Origin of the sequence: Stenotrophomonas nitritireducens (assembly GCF_001700965.1) — a bacterium.
Taxonomy (GTDB): Bacteria; Pseudomonadota; Gammaproteobacteria; order Xanthomonadales; family Xanthomonadaceae; genus Stenotrophomonas; species Stenotrophomonas nitritireducens_A.
In genome coordinates, this window is the sequence record NZ_CP016756.1 from 1,098,853 (window position 1) to 1,121,678 (window position 22,826).

15 protein-coding genes are annotated in these 22,826 nt (G+C 65.1%); 5 read left to right on the forward strand and 10 right to left on the reverse strand.

Annotated features, from left to right (window positions below; genetic code table 11):
• Positions 1–58: 58 nt before the first annotated feature.
• Entirely contained in the window at positions 59–952 is an 894-nt protein-coding gene (gene bla, locus BCV67_RS04745) for a class A beta-lactamase (protein ID WP_062166693.1), read from the reverse strand.
• Between the two features lie 182 nt (positions 953–1,134).
• On the opposite strand from bla, the gene BCV67_RS04750 reads away from it, so the two are divergent.
• Complete coding sequence (locus tag BCV67_RS04750; RefSeq protein WP_062171419.1) at positions 1,135–2,010, forward strand: LysR family transcriptional regulator; 876 nt, start codon at positions 1,135–1,137, stop codon at positions 2,008–2,010.
• A gap of 130 nt (positions 2,011–2,140) precedes the next feature.
• On the opposite strand, the gene BCV67_RS04755 is transcribed toward BCV67_RS04750, so the two are convergent.
• Positions 2,141–4,015, reverse strand: a complete 1,875-nt coding sequence (locus tag BCV67_RS04755) for an ABC-F family ATP-binding cassette domain-containing protein (protein WP_062166694.1) — start codon at positions 4,013–4,015, stop codon at positions 2,141–2,143.
• Between the two features lie 311 nt (positions 4,016–4,326).
• Here BCV67_RS04755 and BCV67_RS04760 point away from each other — a divergent pair, with 311 nt between their 5' ends.
• Entirely contained in the window at positions 4,327–6,705 is a 2,379-nt protein-coding gene (locus BCV67_RS04760; protein ID WP_062166695.1) for a TonB-dependent receptor plug domain-containing protein, read from the forward strand.
• 333 nt (positions 6,706–7,038) lie between these two features.
• A complete protein-coding gene (gene ybaL / locus BCV67_RS04765) occupies positions 7,039–8,751 on the forward strand; it encodes a YbaL family putative K(+) efflux transporter (RefSeq protein WP_062166696.1) in 1,713 nt (570 codons plus the stop codon).
• Here the strand turns inward: ybaL and BCV67_RS04770 are convergent.
• The gene (locus tag BCV67_RS04770) at positions 8,727–9,605 is read right to left on the reverse strand and encodes an AraC family transcriptional regulator (RefSeq protein ID WP_062166697.1); all 879 of its coding nucleotides are present in this window, start codon (positions 9,603–9,605) and stop codon (positions 8,727–8,729) included. The two genes, ybaL and BCV67_RS04770, sit on opposite strands and share 25 nt — an antisense overlap.
• Positions 9,606–9,648: 43 nt before the next feature.
• On the reverse strand, positions 9,649–10,575 hold the full coding sequence (locus BCV67_RS04775) for a LysR family transcriptional regulator (protein WP_062166698.1): 927 nt from the start codon (positions 10,573–10,575) through the stop codon (positions 9,649–9,651).
• A gap of 121 nt (positions 10,576–10,696) precedes the next feature.
• Between BCV67_RS04775 and BCV67_RS04780 the strand changes: the two genes are divergently transcribed.
• Positions 10,697–11,347, forward strand: coding sequence for an NAD(P)-dependent oxidoreductase (locus BCV67_RS04780; protein ID WP_062166699.1), 651 nt, complete (start codon positions 10,697–10,699; stop codon positions 11,345–11,347).
• Between the two features lie 235 nt (positions 11,348–11,582).
• Here the strand turns inward: BCV67_RS04780 and BCV67_RS04785 are convergent, their stop codons facing one another.
• The 6 genes from BCV67_RS04785 to BCV67_RS04810 form a co-directional block, all read right to left on the reverse strand.
• On the reverse strand, positions 11,583–12,869 hold the full coding sequence (locus tag BCV67_RS04785; protein WP_057628776.1) for an O-acetylhomoserine aminocarboxypropyltransferase/cysteine synthase family protein: 1,287 nt from the start codon (positions 12,867–12,869) through the stop codon (positions 11,583–11,585).
• Between the two features lie 295 nt (positions 12,870–13,164).
• Positions 13,165–15,753, reverse strand: a complete 2,589-nt coding sequence (clpB, locus tag BCV67_RS04790) for an ATP-dependent chaperone ClpB (RefSeq protein ID WP_062166700.1) — start codon at positions 15,751–15,753, stop codon at positions 13,165–13,167.
• A gap of 175 nt (positions 15,754–15,928) precedes the next feature.
• Positions 15,929–16,741 carry a DUF3014 domain-containing protein gene (locus BCV67_RS04795; RefSeq protein ID WP_062166701.1) on the reverse strand — a complete coding sequence of 271 codons (813 nt, stop codon included), beginning with the start codon at positions 16,739–16,741 and terminating at the stop codon, positions 15,929–15,931.
• Positions 16,742–16,834: 93 nt separating this feature from the next.
• On the reverse strand, positions 16,835–18,412 hold the full coding sequence (locus tag BCV67_RS04800; protein ID WP_062166702.1) for a hypothetical protein: 1,578 nt from the start codon (positions 18,410–18,412) through the stop codon (positions 16,835–16,837).
• Between the two features lie 64 nt (positions 18,413–18,476).
• The gene (locus BCV67_RS04805) at positions 18,477–19,358 is read right to left on the reverse strand and encodes an FG-GAP repeat protein (RefSeq protein WP_062166703.1); all 882 of its coding nucleotides are present in this window, start codon (positions 19,356–19,358) and stop codon (positions 18,477–18,479) included.
• Between the two features lie 64 nt (positions 19,359–19,422).
• Positions 19,423–19,896 (reverse strand): DUF3574 domain-containing protein, encoded by a 474-nt coding sequence (locus tag BCV67_RS04810; protein WP_062166704.1) that lies wholly within the window; start codon positions 19,894–19,896, stop codon positions 19,423–19,425.
• A 182-nt stretch (positions 19,897–20,078) separates the two neighbouring features.
• Here BCV67_RS04810 and BCV67_RS04815 point away from each other — a divergent pair, with 182 nt between their 5' ends.
• Complete coding sequence (locus tag BCV67_RS04815) at positions 20,079–22,511, forward strand: TonB-dependent receptor plug domain-containing protein (RefSeq protein ID WP_062166705.1); 2,433 nt, start codon at positions 20,079–20,081, stop codon at positions 22,509–22,511.
• The last annotated feature ends 315 nt before the right edge of the window (positions 22,512–22,826 follow it).

Below are 22,826 nucleotides of genomic sequence, written 5' to 3' on the forward strand. Positions count from 1 at the left end.
CTGGATCGGATGCGCGGGGTCTCGCATGCCGATGGCAGCCGCGCCAACAGCAGCGCCGTCAGCCCAGCCGGGCGCCGGCCAGCTCCCCAACCTGGCGCAGGATGCCATCCCTGCCGTCATCGTCCAGTGCAGAGCCCTGCAGATAGCAACTCAGCAACCAAGGCGCGCCACCGGCCAAGGGCCACAGCGCGGCGATATCGTTGCTGGTGTCCTGGCCATTGCTGCCGGTCTTGTCACCCACCCGCCAACCCTGCGGCAGGCCGGCGCGCAGGCGCGCGTCGCCGGTCTGGTTGTCGATCAGCCAATCGGCCAGCTGCTGCCGCGAAGCCGGGCTGAGCACGTCACCGAGCAGGAAGCGCTGCAGGTTGCCCGCCATCGCCGCCGGGCTGGTGGTATCGCGCGGATCGCCCGGCGCAAAGTGGTTGAGTTCGGGCTCGTTGCGCGCGCTCACGGTGATGCGGTCGCCCTGCGCCTGCAGGAAGGCAGTGAGCCCTGCAGGTCCGTCGATCAGCGGCAACAGCAGATTGGCGGCAGCGTTGTCACTGATGATCAGCGTCGCACGGCACAGATCGCGCACGGTCATGTCCTTGCCGACATGCCGCTCGGTAAACGGCGAGTGGCTGATGATGTCGCCTTGCCGAACCGCCACGCGCTGGTCCAGCGACAACTTGCCAGCATCGACGCGGTGCAGGATGGCGGCGGCCAACGGGAATTTGACCGTGCTGCACATCGGGAAGCGCTCGTCCATGCGATGGCCATAGCGCGCGCCGCTGGCCGGGTGCCACAGGCACACCCCGAGACGGCCGCCACTGGTCTTTTCCAACGTGGCGAAGTCGGCATCGCTGACTGCCGCTGGCGCAGCCGCCTGTGCGGTTTTCGCCAGCGCCGCCGGCACCAGCGTACTGGCCAGCGCGGCACCACCGAGCATGAGGAACTGACGGCGAGCAAGCATGGGATCTCCTTGGGCGTAGCGTCGCTGCATGGGCGTTCCGGCTGATCTTGGCGCCTGCGGGCGCTGGCGACCATCACAAAGATTCATCGGCAGCCATTAGATCTATTTGTAGCAAAGCCGACAATTCCCGCCCGCTTGCAGAAATAATGCGGAAGGCCATCAACTTTCGTCATGACTTCGCCATGATCCGCCCCCAGCTACCGCTCAACGCACTGCGCGCTTTCGAAGCCGCCGCCCGCCACCTCAACTTCACCCGCGCGGCGCTGGAGCTGTGCGTCAGCCAGGCGGCCTTGAGCCATCAGATCCGCGGGCTGGAGGACAGGCTGCAGGTCAGCCTGTTCCATCGGCTGCCGCGCGGCGTGGCCCTTACCGACGAGGGTGCGGCGCTGTATCCGGTGCTGACCGAGAGCTTCGACCGTATGGCTATCGCGCTGGACCGTTTTACCGGTGGCCGCTTCCGCGAAGTGCTCACCGTGGGCGTGGTCGGCACCTTTGCCACCGGCTGGCTGCTGCCGCGGCTGGCCGCCTTCGAGGCCGCGCATCCGGATATCGAACTGCGCGTGCAGACCCACAACAACCGCATCGATCTGGCCGGCGAAGGCCTGGACCTGGCAATCCGCTTTGGCGATGGCGACTGGCAGGGCCAGGACTGCGTGCCGATCGTGGACACACCGTTCGCACCGTTGTGTGCACCGGCCGTGGCACGGCGGCTGCGGCAGCCGCGCGATCTGGGCAACGTGCCGCTGCTGCGTTCCTATCGCAATGACGAGTGGCCGCGTTGGCTGGAATTGGCCGGGGTCAGTGGCGTGGAAGCGCGCGGAGCGGTGTTCGATTCCTCACTGACCTTGGCCACTGCGGCCGCGACCGGTGCCGGCGTGGCCCTGCTGCCGCTGCGCATGTTCGAGCAGGATCTGGCCGAAGGACGGCTGCTGCAGCCATTCGCGCAGACGCTGTCATTGGGCCGGTATTGGCTGACGCGCCTGCGCTCGCGCCAGGAGCGCGAGGCCTTGAAGCGGTTCCGGCTGTGGCTGCAGGCGCAAGGAGGCCTGGATCTGTAGTGCCGAGCCATGCTCGGCAGGGGCTTCACCGGTAACACCTCAGCCGAGCATGGCTCGGCTCTACCTCGGGGATTGCGGCGTTGTCGGCTTCGCGGCTTACGCCGCTCCTACAAACAAGACCGAGCGGGGCTCAGTCCTCCAACATCTCCATCCACGCTGCCTCGGCCTGCTCCAGCTGCTGTGCCAGCACTTCGCGCTCGCTGCCGAGCTTGGCCATCTTGGCTGCGTCTGCGTAATTGCCCGAATCGGCCAGCTGCGCATCCACGTCTGCCAGCGACGCCCCGAGCTGTTCCACCTTCTTTTCGGCCGCTTCCAGCTTGTGCGGATTGACCGGCTTCTTGTTCGAGGCCGGCTTGGCAGGGGCCACCTGCGCCACCGGTGCAGCGACCGGCTTCTCCTGGCGGTCGCTCTTGGTGCGTGCACCCTGCGCACTGGCGCGAGTGCGCAACCACTGCGCGTATTCGTCCAGGTCACCGGCAAACGGCTCGACCACGCCATCGGCCACGCGCCAGAAGGTGTCGCAGACCAGACCGATCAGATGGCGGTCATGCGAGACCATCACAATCGCGCCTTCAAACAGCGACAGCGCTTCGGCCAGGGCCTCACGCATCTCAAGATCAAGGTGGTTGGTCGGTTCGTCGAGCAGCAGCACATTCGGCTGCTGCCAGGCGATCAATGCCAGCGCCAGACGCGCGCGCTCGCCACCAGAGAAACCATCCACGGTCTCGAACGCGCGGTCACCCGGGAAATTCCACTTGCCGAGGAAATCGCGGAACGACTGGTTCACACCATCCGGGGCGATCTCGCGGAAGTGATCCATCGGCGTCATGCCGGCATGCAACGATTCCACCGTGTGCTGGGCGAAGTAGCCGATCTGCAGGTCCGGGTGCGCCATGCGGTCACCGGCCAACAGCGGCAGATCGCCCACCAGCGATTTCACCAACGTGGTCTTGCCGGCGCCGTTCGGGCCGAGCAGGCCGACACGCTGCCCGGCTTCCAGGCCAAAGCCGACGTTATCCAGGATCACCGCATCCGGGCCATAGCCGGCAGTCACATCGTTCAGGCGGATCAGCGAGAACGGCAGCTTGGCCGGCGGCGAGAACTCGATGCGGAACTCGCGCTCGGCCCGCACCGCTTCGGTACCGGCCATCTTGGCCAGGCGCTTCATCCGGCTCTGCGCCTGGGTGGCCTTGCTGGCCTGCGCCTTGAATCGGTCGATGAAGCTCTGCAGATGCGCGCGCTCGGCCTGTTCCTTCTCGTGGGTGATCTGCTGCTGGCGCAGATGCTCGGCACGCTGGCGCTCGAAGTCGGTATAGCCACCCACATACAATTTGGCGGTGCCGCTATGCAGGTGCAGCGTGTGGGTGGCCACGTTGTCGAGGAACTCGCGGTCATGCGAGATCAGCAGCAGCGTGCCCGGGTACTTGAGCAGCCACTGTTCCAGCCAGTACACCGCGTCCAGATCCAAGTGGTTGGTCGGTTCGTCGAGCAGCAGCAGGTCGCTGGGCATCATCAGCGCGCGGGCCAGGTTCAAGCGTGCGCGCCAGCCACCGGAGAACGCAGCAACCGGACGTTCATGGGTGTCGGCCGGGAAACCCAGACCATGCAGCAGCTTGCCGGCGCGCGCTTCGGCGTCATAGGCATTGAGCTCGGCCATCTTCTGGTGCGCGTTGGCGACCGCTTCCCAGTCCTCGCGCGCAGCGGCAGCAGCTTCTTCCTGCAGCACGGCGGCGACAACGTCGTCACCACCGAGCACATAGTCGATGGCGCGGTCGGCCAACGCCGGGGTTTCCTGGGCCACATCGGCGATGCGGATCTTGCCGGGCAGCGACACATCGCCCTTGTCGGCTTCCAGTTCACCGCGCACGGCGGCAAACAGGCTGGATTTACCTGCGCCATTGCGGCCCACCACGCCTACGCGATAGCCGGCATGCAGGGTGAGGTCTACGTTGGACAACAGCAGGCGCTCGCCCCGGCGAAGGGCGAAATTACGAAGGGAAATCATGAATGGGTCCGTTATAACGAAAAGGAATGAGCATGTGAGCAGCATTCCTGCGACGCAATTCTAACGTTAACCAATACTTGACTCACCTCCTGTAATCGCACGCGCCTGAACGGGCATGCCTGACAAGAAGCAAGTACCTGAATTGCCAAATCGCCTTGTTGAATTGAAAAAAGCTTTCGAAAGCAACAATTTAGCCTAACCATCCGGTTTGACACGAGGTAAAAATTCCATTAATTCGTAATGGCGCACCGCACCAGTCGCGATCCCTTCGTGCCATCGATGCCGCCACTCAACACCGGAGCTGCAACCTGATGAACCGCAAGTCCAGCACTCTCGCCGTCGCCATTGCCATCGCCCTTGGCGCCCCGGCCCTTCCCGCCCTGGCCCAGTCCAGCGCCAACACCCTGGATACGGTGATCGTCACCGGTACCCGCGTGGCCGACCGCACCGTGGCCGAGTCGCAGTCGCCGATCGACATCATCACCCCCGAAGCCCTGCAGTCCACCGGCACCACCGAGCTGGCCACCGCACTGGCGCGCGCCCTGCCCTCACTGAACTTTCCGCGCCCGGCCCTGACCGACGGCACCAGCGGCATCCGCCCGGCGCAGCTGCGCGGGCTGTCGCCGGACCAGGTGCTGGTGCTGGTCAACGGCAAGCGCCGCCATACCTCGGCGATGATCAACGTCAATGGCAGCATCGGCCGTGGTTCGTCCGCGGTGGACATCAACGCCATTCCGATCGCCGCCATCGAGCGCGTGGAAGTGCTGCGTGATGGCGCCTCGGCCCAGTACGGTTCCGACGCCATCGCCGGTGTGGTCAACATCGTGCTCAAGGGCAGCGGCAAGGGCGGCAGCCTGGCCGTGGACTACGGCCAGTATTCGGCCGGCGACGGCAACAAGTACCAGCTCTCCGGCGATACCGGCGTCAGCTTTGGCGATGGCCGCGGCAGCGTGCATTTTGCTGGCCAGATCAGCCAGCAGGATGAAAGCAACCGCGCTGGGCCGTATCAGGGCACCACCCCCAACACCGGCAACTTCCCGTCCATCGGCGAGAAGACCTTCGTCGTCGGCGACCCGCGCGTGGATGCCACCGCCGCCTCGGTCAATGCCAGCTTCAACTTCAGCGACAGCATCAGCGCCTATGCCAGCGCGCTGCTGAGCAACCGCGACATCACCTCGTTCGCGTTCTACCGCTCGCCCAACCACAGCGGCCAGACCGCGCTGCTGGCGCAGACCTACCCGGACGGCTACGTGCCGCAGATCAACCAGTATTCCAAGGACCGCTCGCTGGTGGCCGGCGTCAAGGGCAATACCGAAAGCGGCTGGACCTGGGACGTCAGCGTCAACCACGGTGAAAACACCCTGGATTTCCACACCCGCAACAGCATCAACTACAGCCTGGGCGTCAACAGCCCGACCTCGTTCTACGACGGCACGCTGAAGTACCAGCAGGACATCTTCAACGCCGACATCACCAAGTCGCTGGATTGGGGCCTGGCCTACCCGGTCACGCTGTCCTTCGGCGGCGAGTATCGCCGTGAGAAGTGGGAACAGAACGCCGGTGAACTGAACTCCTATACCGGCAGCGGTGCGCAGGGCTTCGGCGGCTTCACTCCGACCAACGAAGTGCATAACGATCGCCACAACTACGCGCTCTACGCCGGCCTCGAAGCCGACCTGACCGAAAAGTTCTCCGCCGGCCTGACCGGCCGTTACGAGGACTATTCGGACTTCGGCGACAAGTTCTCCGGCAAGCTGTCGGCACGCTATGCCTTCACCGACAAGGTGGCGTTGCGTGCCACTGCCTCCAGCGGTTTCCGCGCACCGTCGCTGGCCCAGCAGAGCTACCAGGCGGTGACCAGCACCATCATCAACGGCGTGTTCGTTGACCGTGGCACCTTCCCCACCACCAGCGCTGCCGCACAGGCGCTGGGCGCCAGCCCGCTCAAGGCCGAAAGCTCCACGTCCTACAGCGTCGGCCTGGTGCTGCAGCCGGTGGACCGCCTGTACCTGACCGTCGATGCCTACCAGATCGATATCGACGACCGCATCGTGCTGTCCACCAATATCACCACCAACGCCGCGGCCAATGCGCTGCTGGCCGGCCTGGGGCTGCCGCAGGTCACCGCGTTCTCCTACTTCACCAATGGCGTGGACACCCGCACCCGCGGTGTCGACGCGGTGTCCAGCTACACCATCCCGTTTGCCGCCAGCAACCTGGAACTGACCGCTGCCTACAGCTACAACGAAACCGAGGTGAAGAAGTTCATCGCTTCACCGGCGGTGTTCGGCAGCCTGGGCATCACCCAGTCGCTGATCGGCCGCGATGAGATCGGCCGCATCGAAGACAGCTTCCCGCGCGACAAGGCCATCGTCAGCGGCACCTGGCGCTCGGATCGTTGGGAGCTGGGCCTGTCGGCCACCCGTTACGGCAGCTTCACCGTGCGCAACTCGGCCACCGCCAGCCGCGACCAGACCTACGATCCGAAGTGGGTGCTGGATGCCTCGGCCAGCTTCAAGGCCAGCGAGAACTGGAAGCTGACCCTGGGCGCCGACAACCTGCTGGACGAGTACCCGGACCGCACCGCCGACCTGCAGAACTCCACCTGGGGCATGCTGCCGTACAGCAACTACTCGCCGTTCGGCTTCAACGGCGCTTACGTCTACGGCCGCATCAGCTACACCTGGTAAGACCGGTTTGATGTCGTGAAAGGAAGGTGCCCCGGGAAACCGGGGCATTTTCTTTGGCGGCCCGCGTGCGCTGCGAGAACCTTTGGCAGCGGCCGCTGGCTGCCGACACGGTCGCGCAATGCTGGGGGATCACACTGGCCGTCGGCGAAGCGACCTGCGGCTGCTCCCCGGCACTACCTGCGCCGTCGCTCGAATCGCGTGCGACACGGCGCTGCAAGACGCGCAGATACGCACTGTTTCGTAAAAATGTCAGATTTTTCCGACATTTCCGCACTGGTGTACCGGTAGCACCTTTAGAATCGAGACCTCCCCCATCCGACCCATCGAGCCCTGATGCACCATGACACCGCCCTGATCAACATGATTGCCATTGGTTTGGGGCTGGCCTTCGTGCTTGGCGCCCTGGCCAACAAACTGCGGCTGTCGCCGCTGGTGGGCTATCTGCTGGCCGGTGTCATCGTCGGGCCGTTCACGCCGGGCTTTGTCGCCGACCAGGCGTTGGCCAACCAGTTGGCCGAGATCGGGGTGATGCTGCTGATGTTCGGCGTCGGCCTGCACTTCTCGTTGAAGGACCTGATGGCGGTCAAGGCCATCGCCATTCCCGGTGCCATCGGCCAGATCCTGGTCGCCACCCTGCTCGGTTGGGGCGTGGCCACGCTGATGGGCTGGCCGGTGCTGCACGGTGTCATCTTCGGTTTCTCGCTGGCCACCGCCTCCACCGTGGTGCTGCTGCGGGCGATGGAAGAGCGCCGCCTGCTGGAAACCACTCGCGGCAAGATCGCGGTGGGCTGGTTGATCGTCGAGGACCTGGCCTGTGTGCTGGCACTGGTGATGATGCCGGTGATCGCCGAGGTGTTCGGCCCGGATGCAAGTGGCAAGGAACTGTCGATCGGCGGGCTGCTGGCCTCGATCGGCTGGACCTTCGTGCAGTTGGGCCTGTTCGTGGCGGTGATGCTGGTGGTCGGCCGGCGGGTGATTCCGTGGGTGCTTGAGCGCGTTGCCGGCACCGGTTCGCGCGAGCTGTTCACGCTGTGCGTGCTGGCCATTGCGCTGGGCGTGGCATTTGGCGCGGCCGAGTTGTTCGGCGTGTCGTTCGCGCTGGGCGCGTTCTTCGCCGGCATGATGCTCAACGAGTCCGAACTCAGCCACAAGGCCGCACACGATTCGCTGCCGCTGCGCGACGCATTCGCGGTGCTGTTCTTCGTCTCGGTGGGCATGCTGTTCAACCCGATGATCATCGTCGAGCACCCCTGGCAGGTGCTGGCGACGGTGATGATCATCATGTTCGGCAAGTCGGCTGCGGCCTTCTTCATCGTGCGCGCGTTCGGCCATTCCAAGAGCACCGCACTGACCATTTCCGCCTCGCTGGCGCAGATCGGCGAGTTCGCCTTCATCATTGCCGGGCTGGGCGTGGCGCTGAAGATCCTGCCACCGACCGGGCAGTCATTGGTGCTGGCCGGCGCGCTGGTGTCGATCATGCTCAACCCGGTGGTGTTCGGCCTGCTTGACCGCTGGCAGGCGCGCCACAAGGAAATCGCGCCGGTCGCGGAAGTACCGGATATTCCGCCGGGCCCGTCGCTGGACCTGCAGGATCACGCCATCGTGGTCGGCTATGGCCGCGTCGGCAGCGAGCTGGCGCAGGTATTGCGCGACCGCGGCGTGCCGGTGCTGGTGATCGACGACAACCGCGAACACGTGGAGCGCGCGCACGCGGCCGGCATTCCCGGCATCCGCGGCAGCGCCGCCTCGGACAAGGTGCTGGCCGAAGCCCATCCCGAACGCGCCACCATCGCCGTACTGGCCATCCCGCAACCGCTGGAATCCGGCGAAGTGCTGGCCAAGCTGCGCGCCATCAACCCCAACCTGACCCTGCTGGCCCGCGCCCACAGCGATGCCGAAGTGAAGCACCTGCTGGCCCACGGCGCCGATGGCACGGTGATGGCCGAGCGCGAGCTGGCGTATTCACTGGCGGAGATGATCATGTCCACCCCGCCCTACCGCAGCCTGCGCCCGGGCATGCCTCAGCCGGCGGCCAGCGGCACGTAGATATCCGCACGCAGGATGGCCTCGGGTACGTCTTCGGGGTCGTCCAGGAAGTGATAGTGCAGCGGCGCATCACGCAGGGCGTGGCCGCTGCCGGGCAACCAGTCGCGCAGCAACTGATCGGTAGCCTCTTCCAGCAGCCCATAACTGCCGACGTGGCGCAGCCGCACCATGCGGCCGCCCCCCAGCACCAAGCGCTGCAGCGGGGCCGGCACTGCCGGCAATTCGGCATCGAATACCAAAGCGCAGTCAAACAGCAGTTCGTCGGCCGGCAGCTCGCGGTGATCGCCCAGCGGCATGCCGATCAGCTGCTGCAGCTGTTCGACCAGGCCCTGCTCGGCCGCCCAGCCGAACAGCTCGCCGAACACAGCGTCCAGATCATCGAAGGCGCCCTGCGCCCGCAGTGCCACCACTTCGAACGGTTCCAGGGTGATGACTTCCACGCTCAACGGCGCCGTCTCCTCGGCCAACGGCAGCGGCCGTGACAGCTGCTCGATACTGTTGGCCATGCGCTGCGGATCCATCCGCAATTGGCTGGCGCTGGCATCCACGGTGTCGCGCAGTACCCGCGCCAACGCCTGTGGCGTGTCGTAGCCGGCCAGCAAGGCGATCTCGGTGACACTGGCATTGCTGTGCGCCAGACGCTGCAAGGCCTTGACCACGCGCAGACGCTGCACGGTACGGCCGATGGTTTCGCCGGTCAGCGCGCGATAGACGCGATGGAAATGGAACGGCGAGTAATGCGCGATGGCGGCCAGTGCATCCAGGTCCGGCAAGGGCCCACCGGCGTCGATGCTTTGCTGCAGACAGCTGATGACCCGGTCCAGACGTGGCAACTGCGCGACATTGGCTTTCATTGCGGCATCTCCATGGGAAGTGAGGCTATTACAGCGCTCGTGCTCAGCGCTGGCGTTTCCGATCTTGCGCAGCCTCAGCCTCGGCACCGGGCAGACGTGCCAGGTGATCCTGCAACAATACGATGGCCTGACGCACCTTGGCCGGCTGCGTCTGCCGGTGCGGGGTAACCGCCCAAACCGGCAGTGCCGGCACCTCCCATTCCGGCAACAGCCGCTGCAGGCTGCCGGCCTCCAGCAGCGGCGCGGCATCCAGGCTGGTCAATACCGCCACGCCCAAACCCGCCTCGCACAGACGCAGCACCGCCGGCTGGTTCTGGCTGGCGATGCGCGGGTGTGCAGGCACCAGACGTTCCTGGCCGCTTTCCTGCTGGCGCCAGACCAGGCCCGGCACCTGCGGCATGCCCAGCCATTCGGCGGCCGGCACCTGCAGGGGATCGCCGGGCACACCATGCTGCTGCAGCCATGCCGGCGCCGCGCACGGCCAACGTTGCAGGCTGCCCAGGCGCTGCGCCATCCAGTCACTGTCCGGCAGCTGGCCGAAGCGCAACGCCAGATCGATGCGGGCCTGCAGCAGGTCGGTCCAGCCATCGTCGAAGAACAGATGCAGGCGCAGTTGCGGGTTGTCCTGCAACCAGCCGCCCAGGGCCGGGCCAATATGCGCTGCCATGCCCAAAGGTGCGGACAAGCGCAGTTCGCCACTGGGCACTTGCCGCGCTGCCGACAACTCGGCCTGCGCCTCCCCTGCCGCGTCCAGCACACGCGCGCAGGCGGCGTAATAACGGCTGCCCACGTCGGTCAGCGCCAAGCGCCGGGTGGACCGATGCAGCAACGCAACCCCGGCCTCGTGTTCCAGCGCGCGCAGCTGCTGGCTCACCGCCGAGGTGCTCATGCCCATCGCCCGCGCTGCCGCACTCATCGAGCCGTGCTGCACCACCTGGGCAAACAAGGCCATCCGTTTGACGCTGTCCATGGCTCCACCTCCGTGCCACCATTGTGAAGCACAGCTTCAAGGTGATTGTGATTTTTTGCGACTGCCGGCGTGCCCTGCATCGGCGGACACTGGCGTCACTCCCCTTCCCAAGGATGTCCCCATGAAAGTTGCGCTGATCGGTGCCACCGGCTTTGTCGGCAAGGCCTTGCTTGAAGAACTGCTGGCCCGTGGCCATGAAGTGACCGCATTGGCACGTGACCCGGCCAAGCTGCAGCCCCGCCCCCATTTGCAGGTGGTCAAGGCCGATGTGCTCGATGCCGATGAAGTGCGCGCTGCCGTCGCCGGTGCCGACACCGTGATCAGCGCCTACAACGCCGGCTGGGCCAACCCGGATCTGTACAACGAATTCCTGCGTGGTACCCGCGCGATCGTGGCCGGCACCAAGGCTGCAGGCGTGAAGCGTTACATCGTCATTGGCGGTGCCGGCAGCCTGTATGCACCTGATGGCACCCAGCTGGTTGATTCGCCGAATTTCCCGCCAGCCATCTACCCCGGTGCCAGTGCGGCGCGTGATGCGCTGACCGAACTGCGCAACGAGACCTCGCTGGCCTGGACCCAGCTGAGCCCGCCGGTAGCCTTCCATCCGGGCAGCCCCACCGAGCGCACCGGCAAGTACCGGGTGGGCACCGATACTCCGCTGAGCACCGGTGAAGGCCCGGGCACGATCAGTGCCGCCGATCTGGCGGTGGCGGTGGTGGATGAGCTGGAGGCGCCGCAGCATATTGGCAAGCGGTTTACGGTTGCTTGGTAAAAGCTGAAAGCTGCCCTCACCCCAACCCCTCTCCCGCACGCGGGAGAGGGGCTCGGATCGCGTCGGCTGCCAGTGCACTAGCCCCTCTCCCGCGTGCGGGGTGAAAGGAGCAATTTGCGAACCACAGGTTCGCTGCTCCTTGAACGACCTTGCGCCAGCGCAAGGGCCGGGGCGCGGAGCGGGGGTTGGGGTGAGGGCAGCTCTTGATCTGCCTTTAAAGTTCTTGATCTGCTCCTCAAGCCCCAGCCAAGGCCTGCTCCAGATCCGCCAGCAAGTCATCGATATGCTCGATACCCACCGACAGACGCACGGTGTCCAGCGTCACCCCCGCCTTCTCCAATTCCGCCTCGTCCAACTGCCGATGGGTGGTGGAAGCCGGATGCGTCGCCAAGGATTTGGCATCACCCAGATTCACCAGACGGGTGAACAACTGCAGCGCATCCAGGAAACGTGCGCCGGCTTCGCGGCCACCGGGCAGACCAAAGGTCAGCACACCCGAGCCGTGCCCACGCAGATACTTCTGCACCAACGCGTGTTCCGGATGGTCCGGCAATGCGGCGTAGTTCACCCAGGCGACCTTCGCGTGCTTCTGCAGGAAGTTGGCCACCGCCAGCGTATTGCTGTTGATGCGGTCCATGCGCAGCGCCAGCGTCTCGATGCCCTGCAGGATCTGGAACGCGTTGAACGGTGAAATCGCAGCGCCCATGTTGCGCAGCGGCACCACCCGCGCACGGCCGATGAAGGCCGCCGGGCCCAGCGCTTCGGTATAGACCACACCGTGGTAACTCACGTCCGGCGTATTGAGGCGCGGGAAGCGCTGCTTGTGCTCGGCCCACGGGAAACGACCGGAATCAACGATGGCGCCGCCAAGGCTGGTGCCATGGCCGCCGAGATACTTGGTCAACGAATGCACCACGATATCGGCGCCAAAATCGAAGGAGCGCTGCAGATATGGCGTGGCCACGGTGTTGTCGACGATCACCGGCACGCCGTGGGCGTGGGCGATCTTGGCGATGGCTTCGATGTCGGTGATGTTGCCGCGCGGGTTGCCGATGGATTCGACGAAGACGGCCTTGGTGCGCTCGTCGATCAAGGCGGCAAAGGCCTGCGGATCACGATAGTCGGCGAAGCGGGTCTGGATGCCGAACTGTGGCAGCGTATGCGCGAACAGATTGTAGGTGCCGCCGTACAGCGCGCTTGAGGCAAGGATGTTGTCGCCGGCCTCGGCAATGGTCTGGATCGCATAGGTGATGGCCGCCTGGCCGGAGGCCAGCGCCAGCGCACCGATGCCGCCTTCCAATGCCGCGATGCGCTTTTCCAGCACATCGGTGGTGGGGTTCATGATGCGGGTATAGATATTGCCCTGCACCTTGAGGTCGAACAGATCGGCACCGTGCTGGGTGTCGTCGAAGGCGTAGGCAACGGTCTGGTAGATCGGCACCGCGACCGCACGCGTGGTCGGGTCGGGCGAATAGCCGCCGTGCACGGCGATGGTTTCAGGCTTCCACTGCGGATCAGTCATCGGAGCGCTCGCTAAGGAGTGACCGCTGACGATAGCCGAGGATTGATGGCAACCGGGCGACGGTTGCAAGGGTTACTTGTGAGGGGGCGTTATGAGCTGATGCATTTTTTTAAGCATGCATTTCCAGCTGGAAGCTTCCCCTCACCCCAACCCCTCTCCCGCATGCGGGAGAGGGGCTAATGCACTAGCCACCGACACGATCCGAGCCCCTCTCCCGCATGCGGGAGAGGGGTTGGGGTGAGGGCAGCTCTTGAAGCTTTGGCTTTGGCTTTGGCTTTGGCTTTGGCTTTGGCTCTCAGCCCTTGCCAAACTGCAACTGGCCACCGCCGCCGGCTTCCACCTTGATGGTGTCGCCGCTGACGAACTCGCCGGACAGGATCTTCTGCGCCAGCGGGTTTTCCAGCTGGGCCTGGATTGCACGCTTCAACGGGCGCGCGCCATACACCGGATCGAAGCCAACATTGCTGAGCACGTCGAAGGCCGAATCCGACACATCCAGGCGCAGGCCGCGCTCGCCAAGCCGCTTCTCCAGACCACGCATCTGGATGCGTGCGATCTGCTTGATCTGCTGCTTGTCCAGCGGGTGGAATACCACGATGTCGTCCAGCCGGTTGATGAACTCCGGACGGAAGTGCGCCTGCACCACGCCCATCACCGCGGCCTTCATCTGCATATAGGCTTCCGGGCTGTCGTCGCCGCTCATGTCCTGGATCTGGTGCGAGCCCAGGTTCGAGGTCATCACGATGACGGTGTTGCGGAAGTCCACGGTGCGGCCCTGGCCATCGGTCAGACGACCGTCATCCAGCACCTGCAGCAAGATGTTGAACACATCCGGATGCGCCTTCTCCACCTCGTCCAGCAGGATCACGCTGTACGGGCGGCGACGCACCGCCTCGGTCAGGTAGCCACCTTCTTCGTAGCCCACATAACCCGGGGGCGCACCGATCAGGCGCGACACGCTGTGCTTCTCCATGAACTCACTCATGTCGATGCGCACCATCGCGTCGGGCGAGTCGAACAGGAAGTCGGCCAGCGCCTTGGTCAGCTCGGTCTTGCCCACACCGGTCGGGCCGAGGAACAGGAACGAGCCACTCGGGCGGTTCGGGTCGGACAGGCCGGCACGCGAACGCCGCACCGCATCGGAGACCACGCGGATCGCTTCTTCCTGCCCAACCACGCGGTTGTGCAGCATGTCTTCCATGCGCAGCAGCTTGTCGCGCTCGCCTTCGAGCATCTTGCTGACCGGGATGCCGGTCCAGCGCGAGACGACCTCGGCGATTTCCTCGTCGGTCACCTTGTCCTGCACCAGCCGGAAGTCCTTGCGGTCCACTTCCTGCGCTGCAGCCAGCTGCTTCTCAAGATTCGGCAGCAGGCCGTACTGGATCTCGCTCATCTTGGCGAAATCCTGGCGGCGCTGTGCGGCCTCCAGGTCGAGCTTGGCCTTTTCCACCTGCTCCTTGATCTTGGTCGCGCCCTGCAGCGCAGCCTTCTCCGACTTCCATATTTCGTTGAGGTCGGAGAACTCACGCTCCAGCGTGTCGATATCGGCTTCCAGATCGGCCAGGCGCTTGCGCGAGGCGTCATCCTTCTCCTTCTTCAGCATCTCGCGCTGGATCTTGAGCTGGATCAGACGGCGTTCCAGACGATCAAGCTCCTCCGGCTTGGAGTCGATCTCCATGCGGATGCGCGAGGCCGCCTCGTCCATCAGGTCGATGGCCTTGTCCGGCAGCTGCCGGTCGGTGATGTAGCGGTTCGACAGGGTCGCCGCCGCAACCACCGCCGGGTCGGTGATTTCCACGCCATGGTGCACCGCGTAGCGCTCTTTCAAGCCACGCAGGATGGCGATGGTGTCCTCGACCGTCGGCTCACCGACGAACACCTTCTGGAAGCGGCGCTCCAGCGCGGCGTCCTTCTCGATGTACTGGCGGTATTCGTCCAGCGTGGTGGCACCGATGCAATGCAGCTCGCCGCGCGCAAGCGCCGGCTTGAGCATGTTGCCCGCATCCATCGCGCCATCTGCCTTGCCCGCGCCGACCATGGTGTGCAGCTCGTCGATGAACAGGATGATCTGGCCTTCGTTCTTGGACAGGTCATTGAGCACGGCCTTCAGCCGCTCCTCGAACTCGCCACGGAACTTGGCACCGGCAATCAACGCACCCATGTCCAGCGACAGCACGCGCTTGCCGCGCAGGCCTTCGGGCACTTCGTCGTTGATGATGCGCTGGGCCAGGCCTTCGACAATGGCGGTCTTGCCCACGCCGGGTTCACCGATCAGCACCGGGTTGTTCTTGGTACGGCGCTGCAGCACCTGGATGGTGCGACGGATTTCCTCGTCGCGGCCGATCACCGGATCGAGCTTGCCGCTCTCGGCACGCGCGGTCAGGTCGATGGTGTACTTCTCCAGCGCCTGGCGCTGCTCTTCGGCGTTTTCGCTTTGCACGGTTTCTCCGCCGCGCAGCTTGTCGATGGCGGCTTTCACTTTGTTCTTGTCGGCACCGGCAGCGCGCAGGGCCATACCGGCCGGGCCACCGTCGTCCACCGCCGCCAGCAGGAACCACTCGCTGGCGATGAACTGGTCATTGTGCTGCTGGGCCAGCTTGTCGGTGCTGTTGAGCAGGCGGTTGAGATCGTTGCCCATCGACAGGCTGCCGGCCTGGCCGGATACCTTGGGCAGCGCGTCCAGCGCTTCGCTCAGCCGCTCGCGCAGCACCGGCACGTTGACGCCGGCCTGGGCCAGCAAGGGCCGGCTGCTGCCACCGGGCTGATCAAGCAGCGCGGCAAGTACATGGACCGGTTCGATGATGTTGTTGTCGCGGCCGACTGCCAGGGACTGCGCGTCGGACAGCGCCTTCTGGAAGTTGGAGGTGAGCTTGTCCATCCGCATGGGTCTTCTTCCTCAAAGTTGGGAGGCCAGCATTGCTGGCGATACTGATTCAGATGCGGTTGCGGTGGCGTGATTCAAGGGCGATGAATGCCCTTGTTCAGCTGCAATCCGCGTCCTGCCAGTATCGCCCTTGCGGGCCTACCCTACCTTGATCCAACGCAAGCGCCGGCGGCTTTCAGCCGCGCGTGACCGCAGCACGCAACGCCCGCAGCTGCCGTTTCACGGCCTGCTGCTGGGCCAGATCCATGCGCAGCAGTGCTTTCTGGCCCACCGACAGCGATTGCAGGGCCGGGTCGACAAAGCGATAACGCCCCTTGCCATCGGCTTCCACCGCCAGCGGACGGGCCGGTTCGGGGGTTTGCAGCAGGTGGTCGATGACCACTACCAGGCGGTCATTGAAATGCCCGTCCGGGTGGCCGATCTGACGATATGCCTGCTGCACCAGCGGGTAGAAGCGGGAGTAGGCCTTGGCCATCGCGTCCACATCGGCGCGGCTGAAAGCATCCACGAAGGGGTCATAGCGCGCGGCATTGGCCGCCGCCAGCTGCTCGCCGCCCGCCGGGCCCGGCTCCACCTGCAAGGTGCCCGGCAGCGGCCGCAGCGCCATCGCTGCGCCCGGCAGGCTGGGCTGGGTCAGGTTGTCCACATGCACCACCAGCCGCTGGATCAGCTGCTCACGCAGCAGCACGGCCAGGCTCTGCGCGGGAAACAACTCCCCCAGCGCCTGCAACAGGCCCGCGTCGCTGTCAGCCAGTGCCGGCAAGGCCGGATCGGCGGCGGCGTCGAGGGGATACTTCGGTTCGGCGGGGAGTTGCGTCGCCGCCGGGGCCGCGATGGGCGCTGCTGCCACACCTTCCGCCGGCACCACCGCTGCCGGTGCGGCCTGACGCAGCTGCGCCACGTCATCACGGAACAGCCACCAACCAGCGCCGCCGACCGCGACGACGCCAACCACTACCCAGGGCCACACTGCTTTGCGCTTCTGCATCACTTGCACCTTTGTTGCATGTGATGGTGTGACCCCGCCAATTCCGGCAGGTTCCCCTGCCGGCTCAAGCCCGGTACAGCCAGCGCCTGTGCATCAACGCTGTTTCTGCAGCGACATCAGGCCGATCACCACCGCCAGCACCGCATAGGCGGCCGTCACCTGCAGGGTGATTGCCTGGCGCAGGCCTTCCAGCTGCCACGGCATATAGATGCCACCGCGCGGATCGGTGGAGTGAATCACGCCGAAGGCGCTCAGCGCCGCAGCCACAAACAACAGGCCCACCGCCACACCGGGGCGACGCTCGATCAAGGCCACCAGCGCCGCTGCCCACAGCATCGCGGTAATGATGAAGCCATTGCCCAGCAGCTGCAGCGTAGCCACGTCCGACAAGCCGTGGCCGTCGACAGCGGCATACAGCGCCGCCGCAGCATCCGGCGCCACCCAGGTACCGAACTTGATGTTGATCAGGTAGGCGATGGCCGGCAGGAAGGCCAGCGCCACCGCGATGGCATGCTCGCGCTTGGTCTGCTGGAAAGCCTGCACGGTGATGTCCAAGCCTACGAAAACGATGATCGGCGCCAGCACCGCCACCGGCAGCCACTGCACCAGCCCGGCAACCACGCCAAGCATGCCGCCGATGCCGATGAACAGACCGGTCAGCAGCGTGTAACCGGTGCGTGCGCCCAACCGCTTATAGGCCGGCTGGCCGATATACGGCGTGGTCTGTGCCACACCGCCGCAGACGCCAGCCACCAGCGTGGCAATGGCCTCGACCAGCAGGATGTCGCGGGTGCGGTAGTCATCGCCGGCAGCGCGTGCGCTTTCCGCCACATTGATGCCGCCGACGATCATCAGCAGGCCGAACGGCAACAGCAGCGACAGATACGGCACGGTCAGCGGCAGGCCTTCGACAAAGCCCAGCGTAGGCAGCGGCAACGCCACCGCAAAGGAAATCGCCGGCGGCCATTGGAAGCCGGTCAAGGCGCCGGCAGCGCCCAATCCGTAATACAGCGCCACGCCCACCAGCAGCGCGAACAGCACGCCCGGCAAGCGCAACGGCACCACACCGCGCGCGACCAGCACGTACAGCAGCACCCCCAACGTGACCAGGCCGACCAGCGGCTGGCGCATGCTTTCGATCAGCGGCAGGAAGCCCAGCAGGGTCAGCGCCGCGCCGCCGATGGAACCCAGCAGCGCCGCACGCGGCACGTGGCGGGTGACCGCATCGCCGACGAAGGACAGCACCAGTTTGAGCAGGCCCATCACCACCAGCGAGGCCATGCCCAGCTTCCAGGTGGCCATCGCCGCTGCCTGCGGGTCCATGCCCAGCTGCTTGAAGCCGACGAAGGCCGGGCCCAGCACCAGTAGCGCCATGCCGATGCTGGTCGGTGCGTCCAGGCCCAGCGGCATCGCGGTGACATCATCGCGGCCGCTGCGTGCAGCCAAGCGCCGCGCCATCACCGTATACATCAGGTTGCCGATCAACACGCCAAAGGCGGTGCCGGGAAACATGCGCCCAAACACCACCTCGGCCGGAAACTGGAAGATGCCGATCAAGGCCATCGCGATGAAGCCCAGGATCGACAGGTTGTCGACCACCAGACCGAAGAAGCCATTGAGATCGCCGGCAACGAACCAGCGCGGTTGTGAGGCTGAAGCGGAAGAATTCATGGGGGATATCGTCAGGAAAGCGGGGCGATGGTAACGCTGGTGCAGAACTTTCAGTTGGAACAAATCATTCGCTTGTCGGCAGTTTCACCCAGCCCAGCACCGGGCCATGGCGGGGATTCTGGTAGCGCAGCTGCAGCCAGCCATCGGCCTCGTCCAGCAGCTCGACGCGGTCGCCCTTGAGCAGGTAGCGCTTGGTCGAGGTGTCGCCGACCTTGCTGTATAGCGGTAGCTTGTCTGGTACTACCGAGGCACTGCGACCGGGCATCGGAGCATCTTCCCGCGGCGGGTCGAAGGCGTTCCACAGCGCGGTATCCAGGCGTTTCCCGCTCGCATCCCAGGTACTCCAGACCACCATCACTTCGTCCTCATCAGGCGCATCCACCGCCAGCACCTGCGACAACGCCCCGGTATCGATGTAGGCGCTGCGCATCGAACGGTAGAGATAGAGGTTTCCATCCTGGTAACGGTAGAAATCGGTGTACCACATCGGCCCACCGCGGCAGCTGCTGCTCAGGCTGTGCGTGGCAGGATCCGGCGTGAGCGACCAGAAGCCTTCGCAGCTGGCCGCCGCTCCGGTGGGCGCGGCCAAAGCCTGGAACTCTCCGCTGGCCGGCATATACAGATACACGGCATACGATTCATTGACCTGCCCCAGCGTCGCGCTGGAATACAGGTCCTGGTAGCCATCGAAGTTGAAATCGGCATGGCCGAGCCGCGAGCCGCCTTCTTCGTCGGTCCCGGCCTGCAACAGCTGGCGATGGGATGAGCGATTGGTGCCCACTTCGATCCTGCCATCCCCCTGCAGTCGTGCCTGCGCAGTTACACCGGGGCTGACCTCGAAACGGATCTCGCCGTTATCGGCCGCCACGGCGTTCGCCGCAAACACCGACAGCCCTGCGATCAGCAGGCCACAGGCGGTACGTCGCGGGCGGGACGTTGCTTTCACTGGTGTCATCGAGACCGTCATCTGCGTTCGGAAGCTGCGCGCAGCCTAGCCGATACCACGCTGCTCAGAACGACACCTCCACCGGCTGCCGCGACCACAGCACCGACTGGTGCTTGGTGGCCTGCTTCCACGCCAGGCGGATGGCCTCGATGTCGTTGCGGCGCTGCGGGCTGTCTTCATGCAGGATCACCAGCACCTTGGTGCGCAGCCGGTTCGGCTCGGGCGCGCCACGGAACAGCCACTGGCCGTAGGCGTCGAACACGGTCAGGCCATCGGGGAAGCGCGGCGTCACTTCCTTGTCGAGGAAGGCACGCCACTGCGCCTCGCTGATCACCTCGGTCTGTTCGCGCGCCGACGGGCCGCTCTCCTCACCCACCCCGAAATACAGCTCGCTGCGCACCCAGCCACCGGCTTCGGCCGGGCGCGCGGCGTCGCCGTGCAACTGCGCACTGGGCGCCGGTTCGGCGGCAGGCGGGACGGCGTGGGCGCTGGCGGCAACGGCAAACAGCAGGGGCAACAGGACAGCGTGCAACTTCATGGAAAACCTCCGGGCAAGGGCAACACGGTGGCATCCAAGGCACCGCAGGGGATATCGCGTTTGGTTATCAACCAATTGCCAGCAGGACTTGCATCGGCAGCGGTGTTAACGCGAAGATAATATATCGCTTCATCCGGATGGATGTAAGTGCAACTTTCTCCCCCATCTGTTCCGGAGCTTCCATGTCCCGCCCCACTTCGGCCCCGCTCGGCCTGGCCATCGCGCTTGTGCTGTCTTCCCCCGCCTTTGCCCAGGACGCCCCGCAGGCAACCAACCTGGACACGGTGATCGTTACCGGCACCCGCGCCGTCGACCGCACCGTGCTGGAATCCACCGCGCCGGTGGACGTGCTCAGCGCCGAGGACATCCGCAAGGCCGGCGTGGTCAACGGTGAGCTGGGCAGCGCGCTGCAGGCCTTGCTGCCCTCGTTCAACTTCCCGCGCCAGTCCAACTCCGGCGGCGCCGACCATGTGCGCGCCGCGCAGCTGCGCGGCCTGTCGCCTGACCAGGTGCTGGTGCTGATCAACGGCAAGCGCCGCCACAACAGCGCGCTGGTCAATACTGACAGCAAGATCGGCAAGGGCACCACGCCAGTCGATTTCAATGCCATCCCGGTCAGCGCGATCAAGCGCATCGAAGTGCTGCGCGACGGTGCCGGTGCGCTGTATGGCTCCGATGCAGTGGCCGGGGTGATCAACGTGATCCTCGACGATGCGCCGGAAGGCGGCGCCATCGAGGCCAGCTTTGGCGCGCACCACACCGACCTCAAGCCGATCGACCGCACCCTCACCGACGGCCAGACCAGCTACTTCAGCGCCAAGGTCGGCACCGCCCTGACCGATGACGGTGGTTTCCTGCGCGTGGGCCTGGAACTGAAGAACCGCGAGGCCACCAACCGCGCCGGCTTCGACCAGATCCCGCCGTGGGAAGCGCAGACCCCGGACAATCTGGCGCTGGCCGGCAAGCGCAATTACTCGCTGGGCGATGGCGCCAGCAAGGACCTCAACGCCTGGTTCAACGCCGAGATTCCGTTTGGTGCAACCTCCAAGGCCTATGCCTTCGGTACCTACAACCAGCGCGATACCGAAGGCGCCAACTACTTCCGCTACCCCGATGGCGAGGCCAACTGGAAGGCGCTGTATCCGAACGGTTACCGGCCCATCTCCGAGGGTGAAAACCTGGACGTGCAGCTGGTAGCCGGCGCGCGTGGCGAATGGGGCGACTGGAATTACGACGCCAGTCTGGACCACGGCCGCAACGAGTTCACCTACCGACTGCGCAATTCACTCAACGCCTCGCTCGGCCCGTCCAGTCCCACCCGCTTCAAGACCGGCGATTTCAGCTTCGCCCAGACCGTGGCCAACCTGGACGTCGGCCGCATCTTCGTGCGCGCCAACGACACCCACAGCCTGGGCTTTGGCATTGAAGGCCGCCATGAGCGCTACGAAACCGGTGCCGGCGATCAGGCCAGTTACGCTGCAGGGCCGTACACCGACCGCCCGACCGGTTCGCAGGCCGGCGGTGGCTTGACCCCGCAGGACGAGGCCGATCTGTCGCGCGATGTGGTCAGCGCGTACACCAGCCTGTCCTCGACCTTCGGCGAGAAATTCTCCACCGATATCGCCGCACGCTACGAGCACTACGAGGATTTCGGCGGCGAGCTGACCGGCAAGATCGGCGCGCGTTACGCGTTTGCGCCGGCGTTCGCCCTGCGCGGTTCGATCTCCAACAACTTCCACGCACCGTCGCTGAGCCAGATAGGCTACGAATCCACCTCCACCGGTTATACCGCTGGCGGCCAACTGGTGCAGGGCCGCCTGCTGTCGGTCAACAACCCGATCGCACGTGCGCTCGGCGCCACCGACCTGAAGCCGGAAAAGTCGATCAACTACAGCCTGGGCTTCACCAGCCAGATCGGCAGCCACTTCGATCTGTCGCTGGACCTGTTCCAGATTGATATCGATGACCGCATCGCCTTGTCGGAAAGCATCACCGGCGACGCGCTGACCGACTTCGTGCAGCAGCAGTTCGGCGTCAGCGGGCTGGAGAGCGCGCACTACTTCGTCAACGCTGCCGACACCCGCACCCGCGGCGCGGAATTCGTCGGCAACTGGCGGCAGTCGCTGGGCGATGGCGAACTGCTGCTGACCGGCACCTGGAGCTACGCCAAGACCGAGCTGAAGAACGTGCTGGCAACGCCGGCGCAGCTGCTGGCGCTGGACCCGGATTACGTGCTGTTCGGCGTGGAAGAGAGCAATACGCTGACCGATGCCGCACCGCGTACCCGCGCGCAGTTCGCCACCAGCTGGGCCAATGACAACTGGTCATTGAGCAGCCGCCTCAGCCGCCATGGCAGCGCCAAGCGCGTGTTCGATTTCGGTGATGGCTACGTGCCCACCCAGACCTACCAGGCCGAATGGCAGCTGGATGCGGAAGTCGAATACCGCATCACCCCGCAGTGGAGTGTTGCCGTCGGTGGCCAGAACCTGACCGACAACTACCCGGACAAGTCGAACGAGGACATCTACTACTTCGGCAACCTGCCTTATGACGTGCTGTCGCCGATTGGCAGCAACGGCGCGTATTGGTATGGGCGAGTGCGGTTTACGTTCTGACCTTATGTTTGGTTGGGGATTACTTGCTTGAAAGCTTGCCCTCACCCCAACCCCTCTCCCGTGAACGGGAGAGGGGCTCGCATCGCTCGCGCTGGTAGTGAATTAGCCCCTCTCCCGCCTGCGGGGTGAAAGGAGCAGCTTGCGAACCACAGGTTCGCTGCTCCTTGAACGGCCTTGCGCCAGCGCAAGGACCGGGGCGCGGAGCGGGGGTTGGGGTGAGGGCAAGCTCCTTGCTCGCAGACCCCCCAAAACCCCGAATTCATCCAGCTTTAACAGCGCTAGGCGCTCCTTACGCCTGCCGGCACATTCCAGCCC

What these genes read in the sequence shown, in the direction of transcription:
- bla (WP_062166693.1), bottom strand. Translation starts at nt 952, where the DNA reads ATGCTTGCTCGCCGTCAGTTCCTCATGCTCGGTGGTGCCGCGCTGGCC.
- BCV67_RS04750 (WP_062171419.1), top strand. Translation starts at nt 1,135, where the DNA reads ATGATCCGCCCCCAGCTACCGCTCAACGCACTGCGCGCTTTCGAAGCC.
- BCV67_RS04755 (WP_062166694.1), bottom strand. Translation starts at nt 4,015, where the DNA reads ATGATTTCCCTTCGTAATTTCGCCCTTCGCCGGGGCGAGCGCCTGCTG.
- BCV67_RS04760 (WP_062166695.1), top strand. Translation starts at nt 4,327, where the DNA reads ATGAACCGCAAGTCCAGCACTCTCGCCGTCGCCATTGCCATCGCCCTT.
- ybaL (WP_062166696.1), top strand. Translation starts at nt 7,039, where the DNA reads ATGCACCATGACACCGCCCTGATCAACATGATTGCCATTGGTTTGGGG.
- BCV67_RS04770 (WP_062166697.1), bottom strand. Translation starts at nt 9,605, where the DNA reads ATGAAAGCCAATGTCGCGCAGTTGCCACGTCTGGACCGGGTCATCAGC.
- BCV67_RS04775 (WP_062166698.1), bottom strand. Translation starts at nt 10,575, where the DNA reads ATGGACAGCGTCAAACGGATGGCCTTGTTTGCCCAGGTGGTGCAGCAC.
- BCV67_RS04780 (WP_062166699.1), top strand. Translation starts at nt 10,697, where the DNA reads ATGAAAGTTGCGCTGATCGGTGCCACCGGCTTTGTCGGCAAGGCCTTG.
- BCV67_RS04785 (WP_057628776.1), bottom strand. Translation starts at nt 12,869, where the DNA reads ATGACTGATCCGCAGTGGAAGCCTGAAACCATCGCCGTGCACGGCGGC.
- clpB (WP_062166700.1), bottom strand. Translation starts at nt 15,753, where the DNA reads ATGCGGATGGACAAGCTCACCTCCAACTTCCAGAAGGCGCTGTCCGAC.
- BCV67_RS04795 (WP_062166701.1), bottom strand. Translation starts at nt 16,741, where the DNA reads ATGCAGAAGCGCAAAGCAGTGTGGCCCTGGGTAGTGGTTGGCGTCGTC.
- BCV67_RS04800 (WP_062166702.1), bottom strand. Translation starts at nt 18,412, where the DNA reads ATGAATTCTTCCGCTTCAGCCTCACAACCGCGCTGGTTCGTTGCCGGC.
- BCV67_RS04810 (WP_062166704.1), bottom strand. Translation starts at nt 19,896, where the DNA reads ATGAAGTTGCACGCTGTCCTGTTGCCCCTGCTGTTTGCCGTTGCCGCC.
- BCV67_RS04815 (WP_062166705.1), top strand. Translation starts at nt 20,079, where the DNA reads ATGTCCCGCCCCACTTCGGCCCCGCTCGGCCTGGCCATCGCGCTTGTG.